The organism is Bacillus sp. MYb56, assembly GCF_002976445.1.
Classification (GTDB): Bacteria; Bacillota; Bacilli; order Bacillales; family Bacillaceae_G; genus Bacillus_A; species Bacillus_A mycoides.
In genome coordinates this window covers 39,796-58,907 of sequence record NZ_PCOH01000029.1, presented here as the reverse complement: position 1 = coordinate 58,907, position 19,112 = coordinate 39,796, and the positions used below count along the sequence as shown (strand labels likewise).

19 protein-coding genes and 1 pseudogene are annotated in these 19,112 nt (G+C 34.0%); 9 read left to right on the top strand and 11 right to left on the bottom strand.

From position 1 onward, the window contains the following. On the top strand, positions 1–800 hold an 800-nt coding region (locus tag CQ058_RS25170), incomplete at its 5' end, for an Rpn family recombination-promoting nuclease/putative transposase (protein ID WP_308729291.1). A 39-nt stretch (positions 801–839) separates the two neighbouring features. Here CQ058_RS25170 and CQ058_RS25165 read toward each other — a convergent pair. The 3 genes and pseudogenes from CQ058_RS25165 to CQ058_RS25150 all read right to left on the bottom strand — a co-directional run bounded on the left by CQ058_RS25165 (position 840) and on the right by CQ058_RS25150 (position 2,629). Then, a pseudogene (locus CQ058_RS25165) lies at positions 840–1,604 on the bottom strand (hypothetical protein). Positions 1,605–2,026: 422 nt separating this feature from the next. Beyond that, positions 2,027–2,206, bottom strand: coding sequence for a hypothetical protein (locus CQ058_RS25155; RefSeq protein WP_033709536.1), 180 nt, complete (start codon positions 2,204–2,206; stop codon positions 2,027–2,029). A 75-nt stretch (positions 2,207–2,281) separates the two neighbouring features. After that, on the bottom strand, positions 2,282–2,629 hold the full coding sequence (locus CQ058_RS25150) for a YxeA family protein (RefSeq protein WP_002129615.1): 348 nt from the start codon (positions 2,627–2,629) through the stop codon (positions 2,282–2,284). A gap of 217 nt (positions 2,630–2,846) precedes the next feature. On the opposite strand from CQ058_RS25150, the gene CQ058_RS25145 reads away from it, so the two are divergent. Beyond that, complete coding sequence (locus CQ058_RS25145; RefSeq protein WP_002191017.1) at positions 2,847–3,305, top strand: helix-turn-helix transcriptional regulator; 459 nt, start codon at positions 2,847–2,849, stop codon at positions 3,303–3,305. Positions 3,306–3,329: 24 nt separating this feature from the next. Further along, positions 3,330–3,713, top strand: coding sequence for a hypothetical protein (locus CQ058_RS25140; RefSeq protein ID WP_002129618.1), 384 nt, complete (start codon positions 3,330–3,332; stop codon positions 3,711–3,713). Between the two features lie 50 nt (positions 3,714–3,763). Here the strand turns inward: CQ058_RS25140 and CQ058_RS25135 are convergent, their stop codons facing one another. Together CQ058_RS25135 and CQ058_RS25130 are read right to left on the bottom strand one after the other, a co-directional pair. Continuing rightward, positions 3,764–4,363, bottom strand: a complete 600-nt coding sequence (locus CQ058_RS25135; protein WP_105590034.1) for a DedA family protein — start codon at positions 4,361–4,363, stop codon at positions 3,764–3,766. Next, positions 4,363–4,941: a class I SAM-dependent methyltransferase gene (locus CQ058_RS25130; RefSeq protein ID WP_002129619.1), complete on the bottom strand. Its 579-nt coding sequence runs from the start codon at positions 4,939–4,941 to the stop codon at positions 4,363–4,365. The genes CQ058_RS25135 and CQ058_RS25130 overlap by 1 nt, the downstream gene beginning before the upstream one ends. Positions 4,942–5,248: 307 nt before the next feature. Here CQ058_RS25130 and CQ058_RS25125 point away from each other — a divergent pair, with 307 nt between their 5' ends. Then, positions 5,249–5,707 carry an epimerase gene (locus tag CQ058_RS25125; protein WP_258169546.1) on the top strand — a complete coding sequence of 153 codons (459 nt, stop codon included), beginning with the start codon at positions 5,249–5,251 and terminating at the stop codon, positions 5,705–5,707. Between the two features lie 65 nt (positions 5,708–5,772). Here CQ058_RS25125 and CQ058_RS25120 read toward each other — a convergent pair whose 3' ends face one another. Then, positions 5,773–7,722: an ABC transporter permease gene (locus CQ058_RS25120; protein WP_000176129.1), complete on the bottom strand. Its 1,950-nt coding sequence runs from the start codon at positions 7,720–7,722 to the stop codon at positions 5,773–5,775. Continuing rightward, a complete protein-coding gene (locus tag CQ058_RS25115) occupies positions 7,709–8,479 on the bottom strand; it encodes an ABC transporter ATP-binding protein (protein ID WP_002145182.1) in 771 nt (256 codons plus the stop codon). The genes CQ058_RS25120 and CQ058_RS25115 overlap by 14 nt, the downstream gene beginning before the upstream one ends. 305 nt (positions 8,480–8,784) lie before the next feature. On the opposite strand from CQ058_RS25115, the gene CQ058_RS25110 reads away from it, so the two are divergent. After that, entirely contained in the window at positions 8,785–9,657 is an 873-nt protein-coding gene (locus CQ058_RS25110) for an AraC family transcriptional regulator (RefSeq protein ID WP_002191023.1), read from the top strand. A 65-nt stretch (positions 9,658–9,722) separates the two neighbouring features. On the opposite strand, the gene CQ058_RS25105 is transcribed toward CQ058_RS25110, so the two are convergent. The 4 genes from CQ058_RS25105 to CQ058_RS25090 form a co-directional block, all read right to left on the bottom strand. After that, positions 9,723–11,297: a hypothetical protein gene (locus CQ058_RS25105; protein ID WP_016127569.1), complete on the bottom strand. Its 1,575-nt coding sequence runs from the start codon at positions 11,295–11,297 to the stop codon at positions 9,723–9,725. Beyond that, complete coding sequence (locus CQ058_RS25100) at positions 11,287–12,003, bottom strand: ABC transporter ATP-binding protein (RefSeq protein ID WP_002167491.1); 717 nt, start codon at positions 12,001–12,003, stop codon at positions 11,287–11,289. The genes CQ058_RS25105 and CQ058_RS25100 overlap by 11 nt, the downstream gene beginning before the upstream one ends. Positions 12,004–12,163: 160 nt before the next feature. Then, on the bottom strand, positions 12,164–12,799 hold the full coding sequence (locus tag CQ058_RS25095; protein WP_002191025.1) for an SdpI family protein: 636 nt from the start codon (positions 12,797–12,799) through the stop codon (positions 12,164–12,166). Further along, entirely contained in the window at positions 12,796–13,068 is a 273-nt protein-coding gene (locus CQ058_RS25090; RefSeq protein ID WP_002089211.1) for an autorepressor SdpR family transcription factor, read from the bottom strand. Before CQ058_RS25090 ends, CQ058_RS25095 begins: the two co-directional genes overlap by 4 nt. A 207-nt stretch (positions 13,069–13,275) precedes the next feature. Between CQ058_RS25090 and CQ058_RS25085 the strand changes: the two genes are divergently transcribed. The 4 genes from CQ058_RS25085 to CQ058_RS25070 all read left to right on the top strand — a co-directional run bounded on the left by CQ058_RS25085 (position 13,276) and on the right by CQ058_RS25070 (position 19,105). Further along, complete coding sequence (locus tag CQ058_RS25085) at positions 13,276–13,971, top strand: response regulator transcription factor (RefSeq protein ID WP_000276730.1); 696 nt, start codon at positions 13,276–13,278, stop codon at positions 13,969–13,971. A gap of 2 nt (positions 13,972–13,973) precedes the next feature. Beyond that, complete coding sequence (locus CQ058_RS25080) at positions 13,974–14,996, top strand: sensor histidine kinase (protein WP_002015836.1); 1,023 nt, start codon at positions 13,974–13,976, stop codon at positions 14,994–14,996. A 94-nt stretch (positions 14,997–15,090) separates the two neighbouring features. Beyond that, positions 15,091–17,061, top strand: coding sequence for an FtsX-like permease family protein (locus CQ058_RS25075; protein ID WP_105590032.1), 1,971 nt, complete (start codon positions 15,091–15,093; stop codon positions 17,059–17,061). An 85-nt stretch (positions 17,062–17,146) separates the two neighbouring features. Next, positions 17,147–19,105, top strand: a complete 1,959-nt coding sequence (locus tag CQ058_RS25070; RefSeq protein ID WP_002191027.1) for an FtsX-like permease family protein — start codon at positions 17,147–17,149, stop codon at positions 19,103–19,105. The last annotated feature ends 7 nt before the right edge of the window (positions 19,106–19,112 follow it).

Sequence of the window (19,112 nt, the reverse complement as noted above, 5' to 3'; positions counted from 1 at the left end):
AGCTGTTTGGAATAAAAAGAAGGCTTGAGCCGGATGTTTGGAAACGGACAAGTCCAGTTCTTAGGGGAGAAAGAGTCCGTGAGGACTCCGACTTACCCGACCTCAATAATAATCACGATATGATAAAACGTAGTTTATATTATTGGGGAAAATTATACACATCCCAATTACAAAAGGGCATGCCATATAGCTCACTGCATAAAACCATCACCATAAATTTATTAAACTTCATAATGTTTTCAGAACAAAACGCCTTCCATTCAACGAGTATATTATGGAATACACAACAACAGAAACTCCTAAGTGACGACATAGAAATTCACATTGTAGAAATCCCAAAGTTAACAGAACAATGGCATGAAGAAAAAGTAAATCCGTGGAAAGATCCATTTGTTCGTTGGCTTTTATTACTTTCAGCAAATGAGGATGAGCACTTAACTAAAACATTGGAGGATATTGCTATGAACCAAGATCCTATTTTACAAAAAGCGATAAATAAATGGGAACGTATGAGTCAAGATTCTTCTTTCCGACAAGCCTATGACGCAAGGGAGAAAGTTTTAATGGATGAAGCAGCAAAATTCGCCCACGCAGAGACAGAAGGAATAAAAAGAGGAATGGAACAAGGAATAAAAAAAGGGATTGAACAAGGCATTGAAAAGGGTCGAAAAGAAGGGGTTCAGCAGGGGAAAATTCAAATGATTAAAAATATGTATGATCTTGGTATACCACTTGAAACGATTACTAAGGCAAGTAAATTAAGTGTGCATGAGGTTGAGCGTATTTTAGGACATAAATAGTAATAAAAAAGAGCTTGAATGGTTTCAAGCTCTTTTTTATCAACTTTCCTCAATTCTTTCCATCTTCCAAACTAAATTATCTGGATTGTTTTTCTCTAAAAAGGTTAACATCCACATAGTTTTTCCTTTGTCGTTCATCAACATCACTTTATGGTTTAACTTCCAAGCCACGTCACTAACATAATTAGACATTTTATACATATCTTCTTCTCTCATAAGCTTTTCCTTTTTGATTAATCGTCTCGTTCTATACTCCCTTATTTCTAAGTACATATCAGCATAAGCCACTTCATGCTGCCAAATTATACTACATACATATTTTTTATTCGGACTACTCTTCTTTATATATACAAGTTCATTTTTATAATCCAAATCCAGTACCTTATTGTATGCCTTTTCTAACATCTCTATATCCCAATCACATTCCACAGCTAAACTCTTCATTTCAGTATGAACGATTTGAAGTGCTAATTCTTTTTTCTCTCTATCTGATAAATATGGAAAATCCTTTACACTCCCACACTCTACAAACACATTCATATATTCAGGAAAAATTCGATATTTCTTCTCCCACTGATTTAATAATGAAATATCATCCACACAGTAAATCAAGATAACTTTTTAATAGTCTGTTCTTAACTTTGACATATGTCGCTCGTATAAAGAAGTAATACAGCTCGTTTCTTTTAAAAAAGATATCTCTTCCTCATAGTTACTCGAGGATGTTGATTGTAATATCTCTAGACTGCTTATATTCTCTTTTCTCTTTAGAAAACTTAATCGGATATCTCTTATAATCGGCATTTACTCTCTCCTTCTTAATTCTACGAATATATAATTGATTCTCTAGCGCCAACTAATCAATTTCAACCCATCCCATTCCCATATAGAGAAATAAAAGCCCCACTACAAAAAAGAGCGCACCAATTAAAAAGTAGAACGGTGCACCTCCCTGCAGCGCATCACAAAATAGCCCTAGAATGTTTTGTGATACTACTGTCCATTTATCTTTTTTTGAATCTTTTTCTTTTATTTATTTTACAAACCTATAAATACTTAGACCAATAAAAATGATGCCTATTAATAGGCACCCTACTATGATAAGAATTTCCAAATATAACACTCCATTTAAACCTTGCTATGTACACCCTATTTTAACTAAAAAAGCGAAAGAGAACATCATTTTCTCTTTCATTTTTCTGAAATCGCAATGTGATTTTTTATAGTTAAAATGTTACATTGCATTTCGAACAAAAAGGAGCAGAATTGCCTCTCCTAATTTTCGCATCACATTTTGGACAATATACATATCGTTCTTCTATCTTTTGTCGCTCTATCCTATGTAAGGATACTATTCTCATACTACACATAAATCCAATTAAAATAAGACTAACAATGAGTAGCATCATTCTTGCCCCCTCCCACTACACTTTACCATAAAATAACAAAACCGATTCCTTCATTAAGAATCAGTTTTATACTTACAGTCCTAACTTAGCCTTCGCCCCATCAGGAATTTTATCTATCGTTACTTGCACTTTATCACGCAAGAACTCGCCTCTAGTAAGCACATGCCAGTACGAACCTTTTTGTAATTCATCTACTCCATCGATTGTAACTTCTTTTTCCTTACCATTTTCATCATAAGCTTTCACTTTATATTCACGACCTTTATCTCCACCTAACTCTTTGCCATCTGTATCAATTATTGCATAATGATCCTCTATATCAAGAAAGGGATTCATTTGATCTAGCTTAGCGCTCCCATTTAATAAATATACCGCTCCTGCCATGATGACAAGTAACGATGCAAGGATAAATCTTTTCATCTATATTCCACCTTTCATTATGTTTTTCTATAGGACGTTTCTAAATATAGAGTGTATTTCTTAATAAAAACTTGTACGGTTTCTTAACATTTTCTTAAACTAAAAGGGAACTATTAATTAGCAAGATCAAAAAAATAAAAAGTGACCCTTTACACCATTATTGACATTTTTACACCTATAGTGTAATTTTACACCATACAAGAGAGGAAGATGTATGATGGACAAGCAAGAATTTATTGGATTAGTCAATTCAAAATTAAAACTCATTCGTGTTGAGAGCGATTTATCACAAGATAAAATGTCAGAAATTATTGGTTTATCAAAGAAAACATTAGTAGAAATTGAAAAGGGTAGACGCACGCTAACATGGGCAGGCGCAGTTTGTGTCGTAACACTCTTCGAACAGAGCGATACAGTCCAAATGACATTCGGGGATGATGTGAATGAAATTATAAAAACGATCGCTTTTACACACTACAATACGAACTTCCCGAAGACTTTAGGAGGAAAAGTATGGTGGCGACAAATAAAAGAATTAAACGGTTACCAAATCCAACAAAATATTTTATCACAACATTATAGAATTTTAGATACAGAAGACCGCAGAATATGTCATTCATTCGAATTGGATGAAATTGAACAAAGATTTACGGAAATGGCAAACTCGTCTCAATAAAATAAATTTCGGAGTATAATTCAAATGAAAAAACAGACAAATATCACGATTTTAAATACGTTAATCATTAGCACCTTAGTATTTAATTTGTTTATTTTCACATCGAGAATGAGCTTTTTACCTTGGTATATTGAAGATGGATGGGGATATTTAGGATTATTATTTACATCCTTTATTTTCTTACTTTGCTTCTTTCAATCTTCGAAGCTTCATAAAGATGGAAAGTTAACTACGCTACAAAAGTTCATTCCACTTGCTTCTGCCGCACTTTCAATCTTTGTTCTTATCACTCCATCAAGTGATTTTATGACTATATTAGCCAATCTGATCAATACAATCATATTAACAATTTATATAATTGTATTTCAGACAATGCCTAATGTAAGCAATAAGAAGCTATTACATTAAAGGGGAGAGTTATTCTACAAAATAACTCTCCCTAAGTATAAACCTCTATTCTACTTACTCATCACTGTATTTCTTCTTTGCTTATACAAATAAGCACCACTCGCAATAACAAAAACAATCCCGCCAAAATACGCGCCATACTTTATCGCAACTGCTACAATACTTTCAATATGTTGTCCAAATAAAGAACCGAGCACAAAATAAACAAGTGTCCAAACGAACCCTGTCGTATAGGAATATAAAGCATACGTCTTAAATGACATGTTATTCATTCCAACTAAATACGGCACAATATGTCTTACAACAGGTATGAAATAACTTGTAACTAACGCATAATGACCGTATTTTTCAACCATCTGTTGCGATTTTAAAAGATATTTTGCTTTTTTCTTTTTCATTAGCTTATCAAGTACTTTCGTACCAAATACTTTTCCTATTATATAACCTAAAAAAAGCCCTGATACAACGCCTAAATATGTTAAGACAAAAGCGGGAATTACATTTAATATGCCTAATGATGATACGAAACCACCACTCATTACAATCATTTCATCTGGAATCGGCATACCGATAATACCAAGCCATAAACAAAAAAATAGTGCCCAATAACCATACTGCTCAATGTATGACATTAATTCATGTAGCTCCATTATGCATATGCTCCCCTTAGCTCTTTTTTACAGCTAAAGACGTAAGCTGGTGGGAAATTGAACCACACTTTTTCTAGTGTAATTTCAGGGAAGAAATGCTGTATAAATCCTTTTTTCACAAGTGAATATTGGAATGTAATAAATTCTCCATTCTCATGTATCGTTTCCATTACACTGTTTAAAATGCGCTTTGAAACCTCTTCTGGTAAAGAAGTGAAAGGCAATCCCGATAAGACGTAATCAATACATTCTATATTCAATTGTTCCATATACTTCTTTATATTTTCCGCTGAGCCGTGTATAACAATCACGTTCTGCTCATCTTTAAATTTTCTCTTTAACTCTTTGAAAAATACTTCATTAATTTCAATAAGAAGAAATATTGTCTCCTTCTTCTTTCTCTTTATAATTTCTTTCGTAAAGGCTCCTGTACCAGGCCCTAGCTCTACAATGCATTTCGCTCTATTAAAATCAATTACATCTACCATTTTCTTTGCTAATATCTTTGAACTTGGCGCAATCGCACCAGTATGTTTCGGATGTTTAATAAATTCATTTAAGAATGTTATGAGCTGCATGTAACTTCTCTCCATTCGTTCAATAGTTTTCAACTTGTGTTTAAGTATAACTATCGTTTCTTAACAAAAATTGAGGAGATTTCTTAAGATTTTATGAAGATGAAGGAAATCTCCTTATTTACTATAAGCAGATATGAAAATTGAATTACAAGGATAAACGACTCGAACATATACGAATAAGGCATCTTGTTTATTTACCATGAATGATCATGATCCTACTCCGATTTTGTATAGCGAAGTTACTATTTTTATGTTAGAATCCTCTAAGATATTTGAAATTAGTATAGAAATCATTTTTGGAGGCTTTATGAATAATCAAAACGATAATAAATCAAATGCATTATTTGCAGCTATACAAATAGTGCTACCACTTTTATTACCTATTCTTGTCCCTACATTTTTAATAGTGGGAATGAAAAAGTGGATGCCCGATGAAGTTAAGTATCCAAGCATAATATCATTGTTCGCATTATGTATGGGATTTTTCATAGTAGGAATTCTCTTCTCTATTGTTTTACGTTTATGTAAATTATCTGAGGAAAAATTAAAGGAATTAGGATTTTTAGGATTTACACTTTCGGCTGTTAGCACATTTCTAAGTTTTTATGTAGGTTACTTTTGGTTGGCAGACCTTAACTTCACATCAGTTGAATTATCACCTCATGCCGTATTAATTTTCGCTATTCTATATACCTTGCTATTGGAAGGTATTTTTAAAGTAATGGACATGTTTGATAGTTCGGACGAAAATAAAGCTCACGTATAGACAAAAAAGCATTCGACTAACATGTTAGTCGGATGCTTTTTTACTAAGATAAAACAACTCTTTCATTACTTCGCGCTCACAATCTTATAATAAGAGCGAACTGTTAAGAAGTAATATCCGATATAAATAACGCTGTATACTCCGATACTAATTAGAAGCGGAATCATAATTTCAAATGGTAGTATGTTCCCTAAACCTTTTAATGCAAACAAACTGTGTAGAATTCCGATTACTAGTGGAATTGCAAAGATAAAGCTCACTTGTTTTGCAATAGCTTTTTTCATTTCTTGTTTCGTTACACCGACTTTATGAAGGACAACGTAACGCTCACGATCTGCACTTGCTTCTGTTAGCTGTTTGAAGTAAATAATAGAACCTGTTGCTAGTAAGAATACAAGTCCTAAGAACATTCCGATGAACATCATTAGTCCAGTTGCTTCAAGTCCCATATGGAAACCAGTATAGAAGTCTCTAAATGGTGGTGCCATTTCTGATTCACTAGCTGGCATCACTTTTGTTAATTTTTCTGTTAATACTTTACTGTTTCTTTCATCTTTTACATCAATATTTTTTACAACACGTGTTCCAAATGCTTGCTTCGCCTGTTCATACATTTCATCTGAAACGACAACAACTAATTCACCTAAGTTCGTAATTGCATTATTATTTGCACCTTGGATCGTCAATGTCTTCGTTTCATTTCCAATTTGGAATACCGCTTTATTTCCTTTATATTCAGGGCTAAACTCATACCCTTCAATATAAGAACTATCATATATAAATGCTTCGCCAGTAGCTATATTCACTGTTTCCGCATCGATTTTTTTCGCAAGTTTGTTGAATTCAGATTGAGATATAAATTGATATTTCTCTGAGATACTGTAGTTCATATTAAAGATGAAATCGACTTTAGCTCCTTCAAACTTTCCTTTTACAGGAACCATCTCAACTTCAAATTGATCTTTTACAGGGTGATTCTCTTTCTCTTCAGCAAAAATCGCATTTACTTTCTTATCTAGTTCTGCATCTTTCTTCTCATAAGAGTAGCTGTATGGTGCAACTGCTTTTGATTGTGTAAATGTGTTGTAATACATCGTAACTGACGTACCAACCGCCGTTAATGTTACTGCACTTAAAATAGAAATTGTCGCAAGTGACTTTGCATTTCCTTTAATACGATATAGTAACTGTGACGTCGTTATCATATTCATACCGTTATAAAACGATGATTTATTATTTCTTGCACGTTTCAATACGAATACTGTAAAGAACATAAATAGTAAATACGTACCTAATACTGTCGCAAGTAATATATAAAGTGCGACTGCCATAAAGTTTGCATACATAACTGCCTTCATAAACATTAACGCTAAGAAATAACCTGAGCCGATTAAGAAAACTGAAATTAACGCCATAATTACGGATCCTTTTGGCATTGCTTCTCCTTCACGCTCTGCGCGGAAAAGTTCAATTAACTTAAAGCGATAAATTAAACGATACCCTTGAAGTGATGTATATAAAATAATCACAAAGAAAATAATTGCTGTATCAATAATCGCAGCCATCGGTACTTCAAAATGAACATTTAAGTTTAATCCCATCATACTTACTAGTAGTTCAAGGAATAGTTTCGAAAGGACGCTACCGATCGCAATCCCGATAATTAAAGACATTAATCCCATTAACATATTTTCATAAAAGAGCATTTTACCGATCTGTCTTTTTCGGATACCAAGTAACGAATATAGCCCAACTTCTTTTTTACGTTTTCTTGTAAAGAAACCGTTCGAATATATAATAAACACTGCTACGAAAATGATTAGCATTACACTGGAAACTTGGAATGCACCGCTAATCTTTTTTGATGCTTCCGCTGCTTTTTCCATTTGTGAATTATATTGCAGTGCTTTAAATGTAAAGTAAATTACGATACTAAATATCATAGATGCAAAATATACAAAGTAGTCTTTAAAGTTCCGCTGTATGTTGCGGAGGGCAATGCTAGATAAGGTCATCAGCCATACCTCCAGAAATGGAAGACATTACGTCAACGACTTTTTGGAAGAACTGTTTACGTGTTAATTCACCACGGTGTAATTCTTTATATAACTCACCATCTTTAATGAAAATAACTCGTTTACAATAACTAGCCGCAAACGCATCATGCGTTACCATTAAAATTGTAGAATTATCATATTCATTTAACGACTTCATACTTTCTAATAAATCTGTCGCTGATTTAGAATCAAGTGCTCCAGTCGGCTCGTCCCCAAATATCATACTAGGACTTGTAACGATCGCACGCGATGCTGCACAGCGCTGCTTCTGTCCACCGGATACTTGATATGGGAACTGACTTAAAATATGATCAATACCGAATTTCTTTGAGATTTCAAGAACGCGGCGATCAATCTCACTCGCTTTCACCTTTGATAACGCAAGAGGTAACGCAATATTCTCTTTCACCGTTAACGTATCTAATAAGTTATAATCTTGGAAAATGAAACCTAAATGATCGCGGCGGAATAACGCTAGCTTATCATCGTTCATCTTCACGATATCTTTTCCATCAATTAAAATTTCACCGTCCGTCGCATTATCAATTGTAGAAAGGACATTTAAAAGAGTCGTCTTCCCAGAACCAGAAGGCCCCATAATTCCAACGAACTCCCCTTCTTTTACTTGTAAGTTAATACCTTTTAAAGCTGCAAATTTATTCCCACCTGTGTCATATACTTTTTCAATATTTTTTGCTTCTAACACTGTTTTCATCTCGACATCCCTCATTTCTTCTATTCTCTATTTTCAACTATATACACTCTCTACTCTTACCACTATCGATGTTTCTTACACAAACATGACAGTTATGTAAGGCACATAAGTAAAGACATCAGAATTTAACCTAATGTACTAAAGTACTTTGTTACTATAACATTGGGATATCATGCCATCCATTCATTCTCCTTACAGGAACATTACAATTTTGTAAGGTTAAAAATGCCCCCACAAAGTTGTGCATGAAATGTCGGATGGAGCTATTTCGTTCCTGATATTCTATATACAAAGGAGGTCATATAATGGATTCACTTAAAAATATGAATGCGGCAATGCAGTATATTGAAGACAACCTTACACACGAAATTGATTTTAAAGAAGTCGCAAAAATAGCTTTCTGCTCCGAATATCATTTCAAAAGAATGTTTTCTTTTCTAGCTGGCATATCACTATCAGAATATATTCGCTGTAGACGTCTTACCCTTGCTGCCTTTGAACTAACAGATAGCAATGCAAAAGTCATTGATGTCGCTATAAAATATGGCTACAACTCACCAGATTCATTTACACGTGCATTTCAAAATTTGCACGGAATAACGCCTTCAGAAGCTCGAAGTACTAGTCGTTCTTTGAAAGCTTATTCACCAATGACCTTCCAACTATCCATTCAAGGAGGAAATGAAATGAACTATCGAATTGAAGAAAAAGGGCCATTTCAAATCATTGGTATACAAAAACGAGTACCGATTGTTTTTAACGGTGTAAACGAAGAAATTGCTTCTATGTGGAAAAGTTTAGACAGCCAATCAATCGAAACATTAAAGTCCCTTTCAAATATTGAACCTACCGGAATTATTAGTGCTTCTACGAATTTTTCTGAAGGAAGAATGGAGGAAAAAGGCGAACTCGATCACTATATTGGAGTAGCCACAACGAAAGATTGTCCAAAGCAATTCAAACAACTTGAAGTCGCAGCTTCAACATGGGCTATATTTGAAGCTGTCGGTCCATTTCCTGATGCATTACAAAATGTGTGGGGACGTATTTATTCCGAATGGTTCCCTTCTTCGAACTATGAACTAGCGGAAGGACCGGAAATATTGTGGAATGAAAGTAAAGACGTATCATCGCCGAATTTCAGAAGCGAGATATGGGTACCTGTTTTAAAAAAGTAATATAAAGGTCTAAAATTTTTCAAAATAAAGAAGCTGCTCTTCCTCTTTAAAGGAAAAGCAGCTTTTTATTTTATACTTCTTCTCGACTCGTTCTTATACAAGAAAATAGTAATAATCGCAAGCACTATAATAACTACCAAAGTAAATACTCTATAGTTCGAGATCGTAGCAGTACCGATTAACAAGGCTGGTATAACAGCCGTAATTAAACCACCAAACATGCCGACAAACGATCCTACACTTTGTTTTACTATTTGAGTTTCTGATACCCAATCATAATAACCAAATCGATTATTAATAAAAATCCCCCATACTGCCGAAAAGAATGAATATGTTATCGGTGTTATTACGATGAAAAGAGAACTCCAAACATCTAGTTTTAACCCTATTATCAGTAATACAGCACTAATAAGTGATGCAGGTATACTTAATGAAAGATTCATAAGAATTTTACTGTCATAAATCATCTTTGGCGCTATAGGCAACGACTTAATAATCCATACATTTTTTCCTTCTAATGACAATGATACACATGTTGTACACGTCATCGAAATCGCTGCTGCAATAGCAAATGGCGCAACCTTTTGCAACAGGGCCTCAATTCCAGGATACGCTATTAATTGACTTGGCCCTACTACAACTATAGCTAGTGCGAAAGCTAGCGCCATCACAACTCCCATTCCGCTATTTACCACATACACTGTAGAAGAAAAGAAACGCTTCAGTTCTTTTTTATACAATGCGGCCAATACACTTTCTTTTCTCATGCTATGAATTTCATAATTTGAAAGCATATGATAAGTGGTAATCTCTGTATTTATTTGCTTATATTTTAACGAAAGGATTTTTACAAAAAGATAATACCAAATAACCGATATCCCAACAAACAGGATGAAAGCTACAATATCAGCATGAACAATTGCTTTTTGAAACATGTTAGCTAATGGATACACTTTAGTTAGTTGCTCTGAAATAATTGCACCTATTCCGTTCATATCATTAAGACTATATTGAGCATTTCCGCTTTTTAGCATAAAGAAACCGAATGTAATAATTACTATAAAACTTAAAGTCGTAGTTATTTTATTCGTATTTTTAAATTTAGAAGCGATTGCCGTAATAGCAGCTCCAAAAATCGCTGCTATTGTTGTTGGAATTAAAGATGCTATAAACATACTGATGAACCACATAAAGTAAAAAGAAACTGATGGCCTCTCATGTATGCCATAAACAACTCCCATTGGTAGCATGATTATGATTGAAAAGATCGTATTCAGCAAATATAAATACAAAAACCTACTTGTAATAACAGTACTTACACGAATCGGTAATGACATTAAAAGATCGTAATCCTTAAAAGCAAAAATCTCTCCATTTGCCTTAAATATAGTGAAAAACAACGTCAATACACTGCTAATAACTAGTGCATAAACTGGGATAATTTCACTTATTCCTAGTCTCACCAATCCATATGCCGAGGCCCCACAATATAGCATTAACATGACACCAACTAAGGCAATAGATGCTGACAGTAAAATCTTATTCTGCTTCTTCTTTTTATCTTTTTCGTATTTAAAAGTATTTAAACCAAGCTGCGTTATCAAGCGGATTTTTAAAAGACCTAGACTACTAATATTCATTAGCAAGCTCCTTCATAAAGAGCTCTTCCAATGATCCTTCCTTTATTAAAGAATTCACTTCCCCTGAAAGTGCTAATTTCCCTCTATTAATCATCGCTATTTTATTACATAACTTCTCCGCCACATCTAAAACATGCGTAGAAAAGAAAATCGCACTTCCCTTTTCACAAAGCTCCTTCATAATACCTTTCAACACTACAGCAGCCTTTGGATCAAGACCAACGAAAGGTTCATCTAAAACTAATAATTTCGGTTTATGCAAAACCGCTGATATAATCGCCACTTTTTGTTTCATACCATGTGAATAAGAAGATATTAAATCACCTAGGTACGGTGTAATCTCAAAAGCATCTCCATACTTTTGTATCTCCTTTTCCCGATCTTTTGCAGACACTTTAAACACATCCGCAACAAAGTTTAAATATTGAATTCCTGTTAATTGCTCATATAAATCTGGATTATCGGGAATATACGCCACTACTCTCTTACATGCAATCGGATCCTTTTTTACTGAATATCCATCAACAAAAATTTCACCCTCTTCAAAATCTATAACTCCAACTAACGACTTAATTGTTGTACTTTTCCCCGCACCGTTATGCCCAATAAATCCAAAGATATCTCCTGCTTGAACAGTAATATTTAACTGATCTACTGCTTTTTTGCCACCTTTGTATGTCTTGCTAAAATTTATAATTTCTAACATGTGATTTCCCCCAAACTATCTTTTTAACTGAATTTTCAGACCTAAAAGCGAAAAATTTACTCAGCGAGCTTTTTCGTTATCCCCACTGAGTATTAAAATTTCTTAATACATAGAAACTATAAATATAAAATTTGACTAGTACAGTTCAATCCCTTATTGCTCACAATTGCATTTCTTTTTTATATAAAACGTAAGAATATAAATTTGTTATGAGGACAGCAACTACTATAATCCCTAGCATCATATAAGATCTCCAATCAGCTGGAGCGAAAACACTTATAATCATAATGAGTCCTAAAGCTACAAATACTTTTCCACTAAATCGATGTGTTTTCCGCCATACTTCTTCATTACTTAACGTCCAAGGATTACGCATCCCAACGAAAAAGTTAGGCTTACACTGCGGTAAATAATTACCCATCACTAAAAATAAAACACCAACTAATAATTCTGGAACTCGATTAATGAATAAATTATATCCTAGTCCACTTGTAATAATATCTATATTTCCTACAAATAGTAGCAATAGTATCCCGTTATTCATCATCATAAAAGCTTTAGAAAATTTCTCGTAATTTGCTTTCCTTGGATCAATCTTTGGTATCACATTTAGAAATACATATAACGCAATCATAATTCCAACCATAGAAATCATTCCGTAAAGTTTAGAAGAATAGCCATCTACCTTACCACCACTCCAATGTGTCGCGATTGTATCCGGCAAATGTGGCCAAGCAAACGCCCATGCGATACAAGTTATAAGAACTAATATAATTGCAAAAAGATGTTTTTTCATTTCCCCTCTTCCCCCTTATTCGTAAACGTAAACACCCAAGTCAATAAATCTTGAAATACAGTTGTGTTTAAAGAGTACATAACGAATTGTCCTCTTTTTTCATCTTGGATAAGTTCAGCATTTTTAAGCGCATTTAGGTGATGAGAAATACTTGGCTTTGTCATATTGAACTGTTCAGCAATTTCGCCAGCTGTTAAATCGCCTTCTTTTAATAAATCTAAAATTTTTCGCCTTGTTGGGTCTGCTAATGCTTTAAATGCTTGATTCAATGTCTTTCTTCCTTTCGATAATTAGACATTTAGATATTTATCTAAATGTTAAAATATTTTCAGTTAATTGTCAATTGTATCCTAGCCCTTTTTACTTTTTCCACTTTTGACCTATATTGTTTACTAGCTTATATTTCAACATAATGAAAAGACGAGAAACACATGATACACTATAGCTACAATTGTTTTTTTAGGAGGAATATACATATGTATAAAATTTTAATCGTTGAAGACGATCCAAATATTTCATCATTACTACAATCTCACATTCAAAAATATGGCTATGATGCTGTTGTTGCGGAGAACTTCGATGATATTATGGAATCGTTTAACGCTGTGAAACCACATCTTGTTTTACTTGATGTAAACTTACCGAAATTCGATGGATTCTACTGGTGCCGTCAAATTCGCCATGAATCTACTTGTCCAATTATTTTCATTTCGGCACGCGCAGGTGAAATGGAGCAAATTATGGCGATTGAAAGCGGTGCGGATGATTACATTACAAAACCGTTCCACTACGACGTTGTAATGGCAAAAATTAAAGGGCAATTACGCCGTATTTACGGTGATTATGCACCAAATATTTCTGAGCGTATCGTTGAAGTTGAAGGACTAAAACTATTCCCTGAGCGTCCAGAAATTCATTTCGGCGCTGAGCAAGTTCTTTTAACGAAGAAAGAAGCAATTTTAGCAGAAATGTTGTTATCTAAATTTCCTCGTACAGCGAGTCGTGAAGATTTACTAGCCGCTCTTTGGGACGACGAAAGCTTCGTTGAGGAAAATACATTAAACGTAAACATCACGCGTCTTCGTAAAAAGTTCAATGAGCTTGGTATTGAAAATGCTATTGAAACAGTACGTGGACTTGGGTATCGTTTTAACGCAACTTGGAGTGAATAAGCATGAAACTATTTTTACGTGATCATTTTGCATTTTTCCTACTATATGTATTAAACTTCGGAATCATTTTCGTTCTTTATGATGCAGTAGACGGATTTCAAAATAATAAGTTTTACTTCATCGTTTTAAGTTTATACTTATTCATCTGTTTCCTCGCTTATCGTTACGTTCGTAACCGTAGAATGTATCACAGATTAAGTGAACCACCAGAGAAACTGGAAGATGCGTTTATTGAAAGAGCGACTGCTCCTATGCCACACGGTGTAAACGAGCTCGTTCGTACGCAATATCGTCTATTCCAAAAAGACCTACAAACATTCGAAGTAAAACAGCAAGAACACCAATTATTTATTAACCATTGGGTGCATCAAATGAAAACGCCTGTTTCTGTTATGCAGCTTATGGTGCTTGAAATGGAAGATGAACATTTAATCCCGAAATTCAAAAAAGAATTAGAACGATTAAATCAAGGACTCGATATGGCTTTATATATGGCAAGGCTAAATAACTTCCATGAAGACTTCCATGTTGAGACGATTTCATTAAAAGATGCTGTGACAAAAAATATTAACGGATTGAAAGAATTATTCATTCGAAACGGAGTCTTCCCCGTTTTAGAAGTTCATTCAGATTTAAAGGTTGCTTCTGATGCGAAGTGGCTAAAGTTCATCATTTATCAGTTAATGACAAATGCAGTTCGCTACTCTGGTGAGCGCGGAAAGAAAGTTTTCTTATCAGCTTATCGCAATGGTAAAGATATTATTTTGGAAGTTCGTGACGAAGGCGTTGGTATTCCACAAGAAGATATTCGAAGAGTATTCGAACCTTTTTACACTGGAAAAAACGGTCGTGCATTCGGAGAATCTACTGGTATGGGGCTTTATATTGTAAGTAAAATTTGTGATTATTTAGGTCACTCTGTGAAACTAGACTCTGAAGTTGGTAAAGGAACGACGATTAAAATCATCTTCCACAACGCTGCAAATAATCAAGCAGAAAATACAGAGAAGGTGACCGAAGCATGACCATAACATATGCTAGCAAAATGTATGAGAATTTACTCTCATACATTTTTTGCAATAAGACTACATATCGGCCTGCTAACGGGAGGCATATATTATGACATTTTGGCAGTTTGCATTTAAAAATGTAACGCGCAACTCAAGAGCTTATTTTGCCTATTTTTTAAGCAGTTCCTTTTCCATTGCTGTTTTCTTTTCGTTTGCTGTTTATTTATTTCATCCGAAATTACAAAATTCCAGTATGATCTCTGAAGTTTCAGGATTAATGATTTTTTCAGAAGTTGTCATTGTCTTGTTCTCTTTTTTCTTTTTACTATATTCAATCGGATCGTTTTTAAAAGTACGTAAAAAACAATTCGGCGTTTTGACCGTTTTAGGAATATCAAGAAAACAATTACACCGTCTCATTTTCACTGAAAATATGTTAATTGGTATTTTATCTATCTTTTTCGGTATGCAGTTTGGACTTGTCTTTTCGCAGTTTTTCTTATTAGTAACAGCGAAAATTACACATCTACCAGGGATATATTTATATATCCCTACGAATGCTTTCATTTTAACGACGATTGTGTTTCTTGGTCTCTTTATCGCTGTATCTTCATTTACACCCCTGCTAATTCGTACGAAAAAGACGGTAAACCTTTTAAAAACTAATGCTGGGAAACAAAAGGAAAGAAAACCATCCATATTTATCTCTCTATTTGGCGCTATCTGTTTAATAGGTGGCTACGCTTTAGCGAGCAAACCAATATATTTCGTATCAATAAGCCCACAAATAGGAATGGTTTATATGCTTTCAAGTATTTTCGTCATTCCGGCACTCGTTTCAATCGGAACATATTTCTTCTTTTCGCAAATTAGTTTCTTGCTCATTCACCTGTTGAAAAAGAGACGGAATTTTTATATGAAGCGTATTAATATGCTCTGGATTTCTGATTTAGCTAGCCGCATTCGCTCAAATATTAATATGCTTTTCGTTGTGGCAATGCTATCTACAATTGCTTTTACGATGATTACATTTTTATATGGATTCGGGAAATTTATGAAGCTTGATGTTGAACGAAATTCACCATTCGCATTTTCATATTTCTCATTTGATGAGAATCCATTTACTTCCCAGCACTTAAATTGGCTAGAAAAACAATTAGAAGATGGGCAATTCTCTTACGACAAAATTAAAGTAGATTTATACGCTACGCCTGTAGAAGCGAAAAATAATACAGAAATTTATTATGACACATATGCCATAAAGCAAAGTGACTATAATAAACTCGCTACGTCATTACAATTACAAAAACTATTTATAAATGAGAATGAAACATATGTATTATCTGGAGCAGCATATGTCCCATTATTTACTTCATTCGATCCAAATTACAATAGAACACATATTACACTCGCTAATACAAATTATAAGCTACAAATAAAAGGGATCAAAATAGATAATACCCTCCCGTCTACTTTTGCTTATGAAACATTAGTATTATCTGATTCTGCCGTTAACAATTTACCAACTAACACTAAACATGTGACAGTCTATAATTACAACGTAGAAAACTGGGAAAATACATACGCTATTGCTGATGAGTTTGTAAAACGAGCAGATAAAGACCGCGCGAGTATCAAGCACGAAGGATCTCTCGTTCGTATTTTTGAATCAGGTAACTCTTTATACAGAATCAAATCCGGAAGTGCTTCCTACTTCCTCATTGGTACATTCCTTGGGATCATTTTCTTTATTGGAGCTGGTAGTGTACTGTACTTCCGTATGTATACAGATTTAACAAACGAGCAAGAAAAATATGTAACGATTACGAAGATTGGCTTAACAGAATCAGAAATGAAGCGTTCAGCGACCATTCAACTTGGAATCTTATTTTTCGTTCCATACATTATGGCTTCTATTCATACGATGTTTGCGACAAAGATGTTGCAAGATATTATTAACTTATCATTGTTCGCTGAAATTACGGTTGTACTTGTGATTTTTGGAACAGTTGAGATTATCTTTTTCCTATTAATTCGTTCACTTTATATGCAAAAATTATCGCAACATATTAAGTTTTAAATAAGCAAAAGGTGAGCTTTATGAAAAGAGTATGCGGACCCCCTCATACTCCTTTCACATTAACTCTATTAGGAGGTTTAGGCGCATGACATTTTGGCAGTTTGCATTTAAAAACGTGACGCGGAACGCCAGAGCTTATTTCGCCTATTTTGTAAGTAGTGCGTTTTCCATTGCAATTTTCTTCTCGTTTGCAGTTTATTTATTTCATCCTAAATTGCATATGACAGGCGTGAATGCTGCTCTGAACATATTAATGACAATCTCAGAAGTTGTCATTGTATTCTTTTCATTTTTCTTTTTACTATATTCAATCGGTACTTTCTTAAAAGTACGAAAAAAACAGTTCGGGATTTTAACAGTACTTGGCATATCTCCAAAGCAATTAAAGAGGCTCGTATTTCTAGAAAACATGCTAATTGGTGGCCTATCCATATTTTTCGGCATTCAATTTGGCCTTGTCTTTTCACAGTTCTTTTTATTAGTTACCGCCAAAATTACGCATGTGCCTGGTTTATATTTATATTGGTGGCCTACAGCTGCTATCGTTTTAACTATAATTATCTTTCTTGGACTCTTCATTCTCGTATCATCTTTTACACCGATGCTAATCCGTACGAGAAAAGCTGTACGTCTTTTAAAAGAAGGAACAAAACAAAAAGAAAGAAAAGCATCTGTACTCATCTCTCTCTTTGGTGCGATATGTTTAATATCTGGATATGTTTTAGCAGCAAACCCACTATATTTTATGTCATTAGGAGATATCGCTGGGCTTTTGTACGCTGCCTCCTGTATATTTGTCATCCCATCACTTGCTGCAGCTGGGACATATTTTTTCTTCTCACAAATTAGCTTCTTACTCATTCGCATATTAAAGACGAGAAGAAAATTTTATATGAAACGTATTAATATGCTTTGGGTTTCTGATTTAGCAACTCGGATTCGGACAAATATTAACATGCTCTTTATCGTGACGATGTTATCGACACTCGCTTTTACAATGATTACATTCTTATATGGGTTTGGGAAATTCACAAAGTTTGATGAAATAAGGCAAAACCCTTTCCCGTTTACTTATTTATCACATACTGAAAATACGTTAGCTGATGAACATTTAAACTGGTTAGAGCAAAAATTTAATGAAGAGCACTTTACTTATACAAAATTTAAAACAGACATATATGAAGTATCTTCTGCTGAGGATAACACACAGCTCTATTATGCCATTAAACAAAGTGACTATAATGTACTTGCTAAAGCATTAAATTGGGAAACGCTCACCGTAAGTAATAATGAGTCTTATATCCTTATTAAAGACATAGATGATCAATTCATTGGAACAGTTTTTGATCAAGAAAAGAGAAATACTCTGACACTTACTCAAAACTCTTTACAGCTACAAGTGAAAGAATATAAAAGTTATAACCCTTTCCCGAATAGCTTAATATCACAACTTCTCGTATTATCTGATGAAAATGTAGAAGCCTTATCAACCGCTTCAAAACAGATGAGTCTATATAGCTTCAAAGTTCCAGATTGGGAAAAGGCACATAATATCGGTTCAGCATTTATAACAAAAATTGATAATGACAATGCAGCTATTCAGGCAGAACATCCACCGTTTCATGCAAGTGAAGCAAGCGATTCTCTATACAAAACAAAATTAAATGTTGCTTCGTTTTTCTTAATTGGTACTTTCCTAGGTGTTATTTTCTTTATCGGAGCTGGCAGTGTTCTTTACTTCCGTATGTATACAGATTTAACAAATGAGCAAGAAAAGTATATAACGATTACAAAAATCGGTTTAACAGAAGTCGAAATGAAGCAATCCGCTACAATTCAACTTGCGATTCTTTTCTTTGTTCCTTACATTATGGCATCGATCCATACGATGTTTGCGACAAAGATGTTACAAGAGATATTACATCTATCATTATTCGCTGAGATTACAGTTGTACTTGTAATCTTTGGAACGGTTGAAATTATCTTTTTCCTTTTAATTCGTTCCTTTTATATGCAAAAATTATCACAACATATTAAGTTTTAAAAATAGA

Bases quoted from the DNA above. Each gene is read 5' to 3' on its own strand.
- CQ058_RS25095 (WP_002191025.1), bottom strand. From the start codon at position 12,799: ATGAAAAAACATCTTTTTGCAATTATATTAGTTCTTATAACTTGTATC.
- CQ058_RS25135 (WP_105590034.1), bottom strand. From the start codon at position 4,363: ATGGAGCTACATGAATTAATGTCATACATTGAGCAGTATGGTTATTGG.
- CQ058_RS25115 (WP_002145182.1), bottom strand. From the start codon at position 8,479: ATGAAAACAGTGTTAGAAGCAAAAAATATTGAAAAAGTATATGACACA.
- CQ058_RS25085 (WP_000276730.1), top strand. From the start codon at position 13,276: ATGTATAAAATTTTAATCGTTGAAGACGATCCAAATATTTCATCATTA.
- CQ058_RS25070 (WP_002191027.1), top strand. From the start codon at position 17,147: ATGACATTTTGGCAGTTTGCATTTAAAAACGTGACGCGGAACGCCAGA.
- CQ058_RS25130 (WP_002129619.1), bottom strand. From the start codon at position 4,941: ATGCAGCTCATAACATTCTTAAATGAATTTATTAAACATCCGAAACAT.
- CQ058_RS25075 (WP_105590032.1), top strand. From the start codon at position 15,091: ATGACATTTTGGCAGTTTGCATTTAAAAATGTAACGCGCAACTCAAGA.
- CQ058_RS25140 (WP_002129618.1), top strand. From the start codon at position 3,330: ATGAAAAAACAGACAAATATCACGATTTTAAATACGTTAATCATTAGC.
- CQ058_RS25125 (WP_258169546.1), top strand. From the start codon at position 5,249: ATGAATAATCAAAACGATAATAAATCAAATGCATTATTTGCAGCTATA.
- CQ058_RS25145 (WP_002191017.1), top strand. From the start codon at position 2,847: ATGGACAAGCAAGAATTTATTGGATTAGTCAATTCAAAATTAAAACTC.
- CQ058_RS25110 (WP_002191023.1), top strand. From the start codon at position 8,785: ATGGATTCACTTAAAAATATGAATGCGGCAATGCAGTATATTGAAGAC.
- CQ058_RS25105 (WP_016127569.1), bottom strand. From the start codon at position 11,297: ATGAATATTAGTAGTCTAGGTCTTTTAAAAATCCGCTTGATAACGCAG.
- CQ058_RS25155 (WP_033709536.1), bottom strand. From the start codon at position 2,206: ATGCTACTCATTGTTAGTCTTATTTTAATTGGATTTATGTGTAGTATG.
- CQ058_RS25080 (WP_002015836.1), top strand. From the start codon at position 13,974: ATGAAACTATTTTTACGTGATCATTTTGCATTTTTCCTACTATATGTA.
- CQ058_RS25120 (WP_000176129.1), bottom strand. From the start codon at position 7,722: ATGACCTTATCTAGCATTGCCCTCCGCAACATACAGCGGAACTTTAAA.
- CQ058_RS25100 (WP_002167491.1), bottom strand. From the start codon at position 12,003: ATGTTAGAAATTATAAATTTTAGCAAGACATACAAAGGTGGCAAAAAA.
- CQ058_RS25150 (WP_002129615.1), bottom strand. From the start codon at position 2,629: ATGAAAAGATTTATCCTTGCATCGTTACTTGTCATCATGGCAGGAGCG.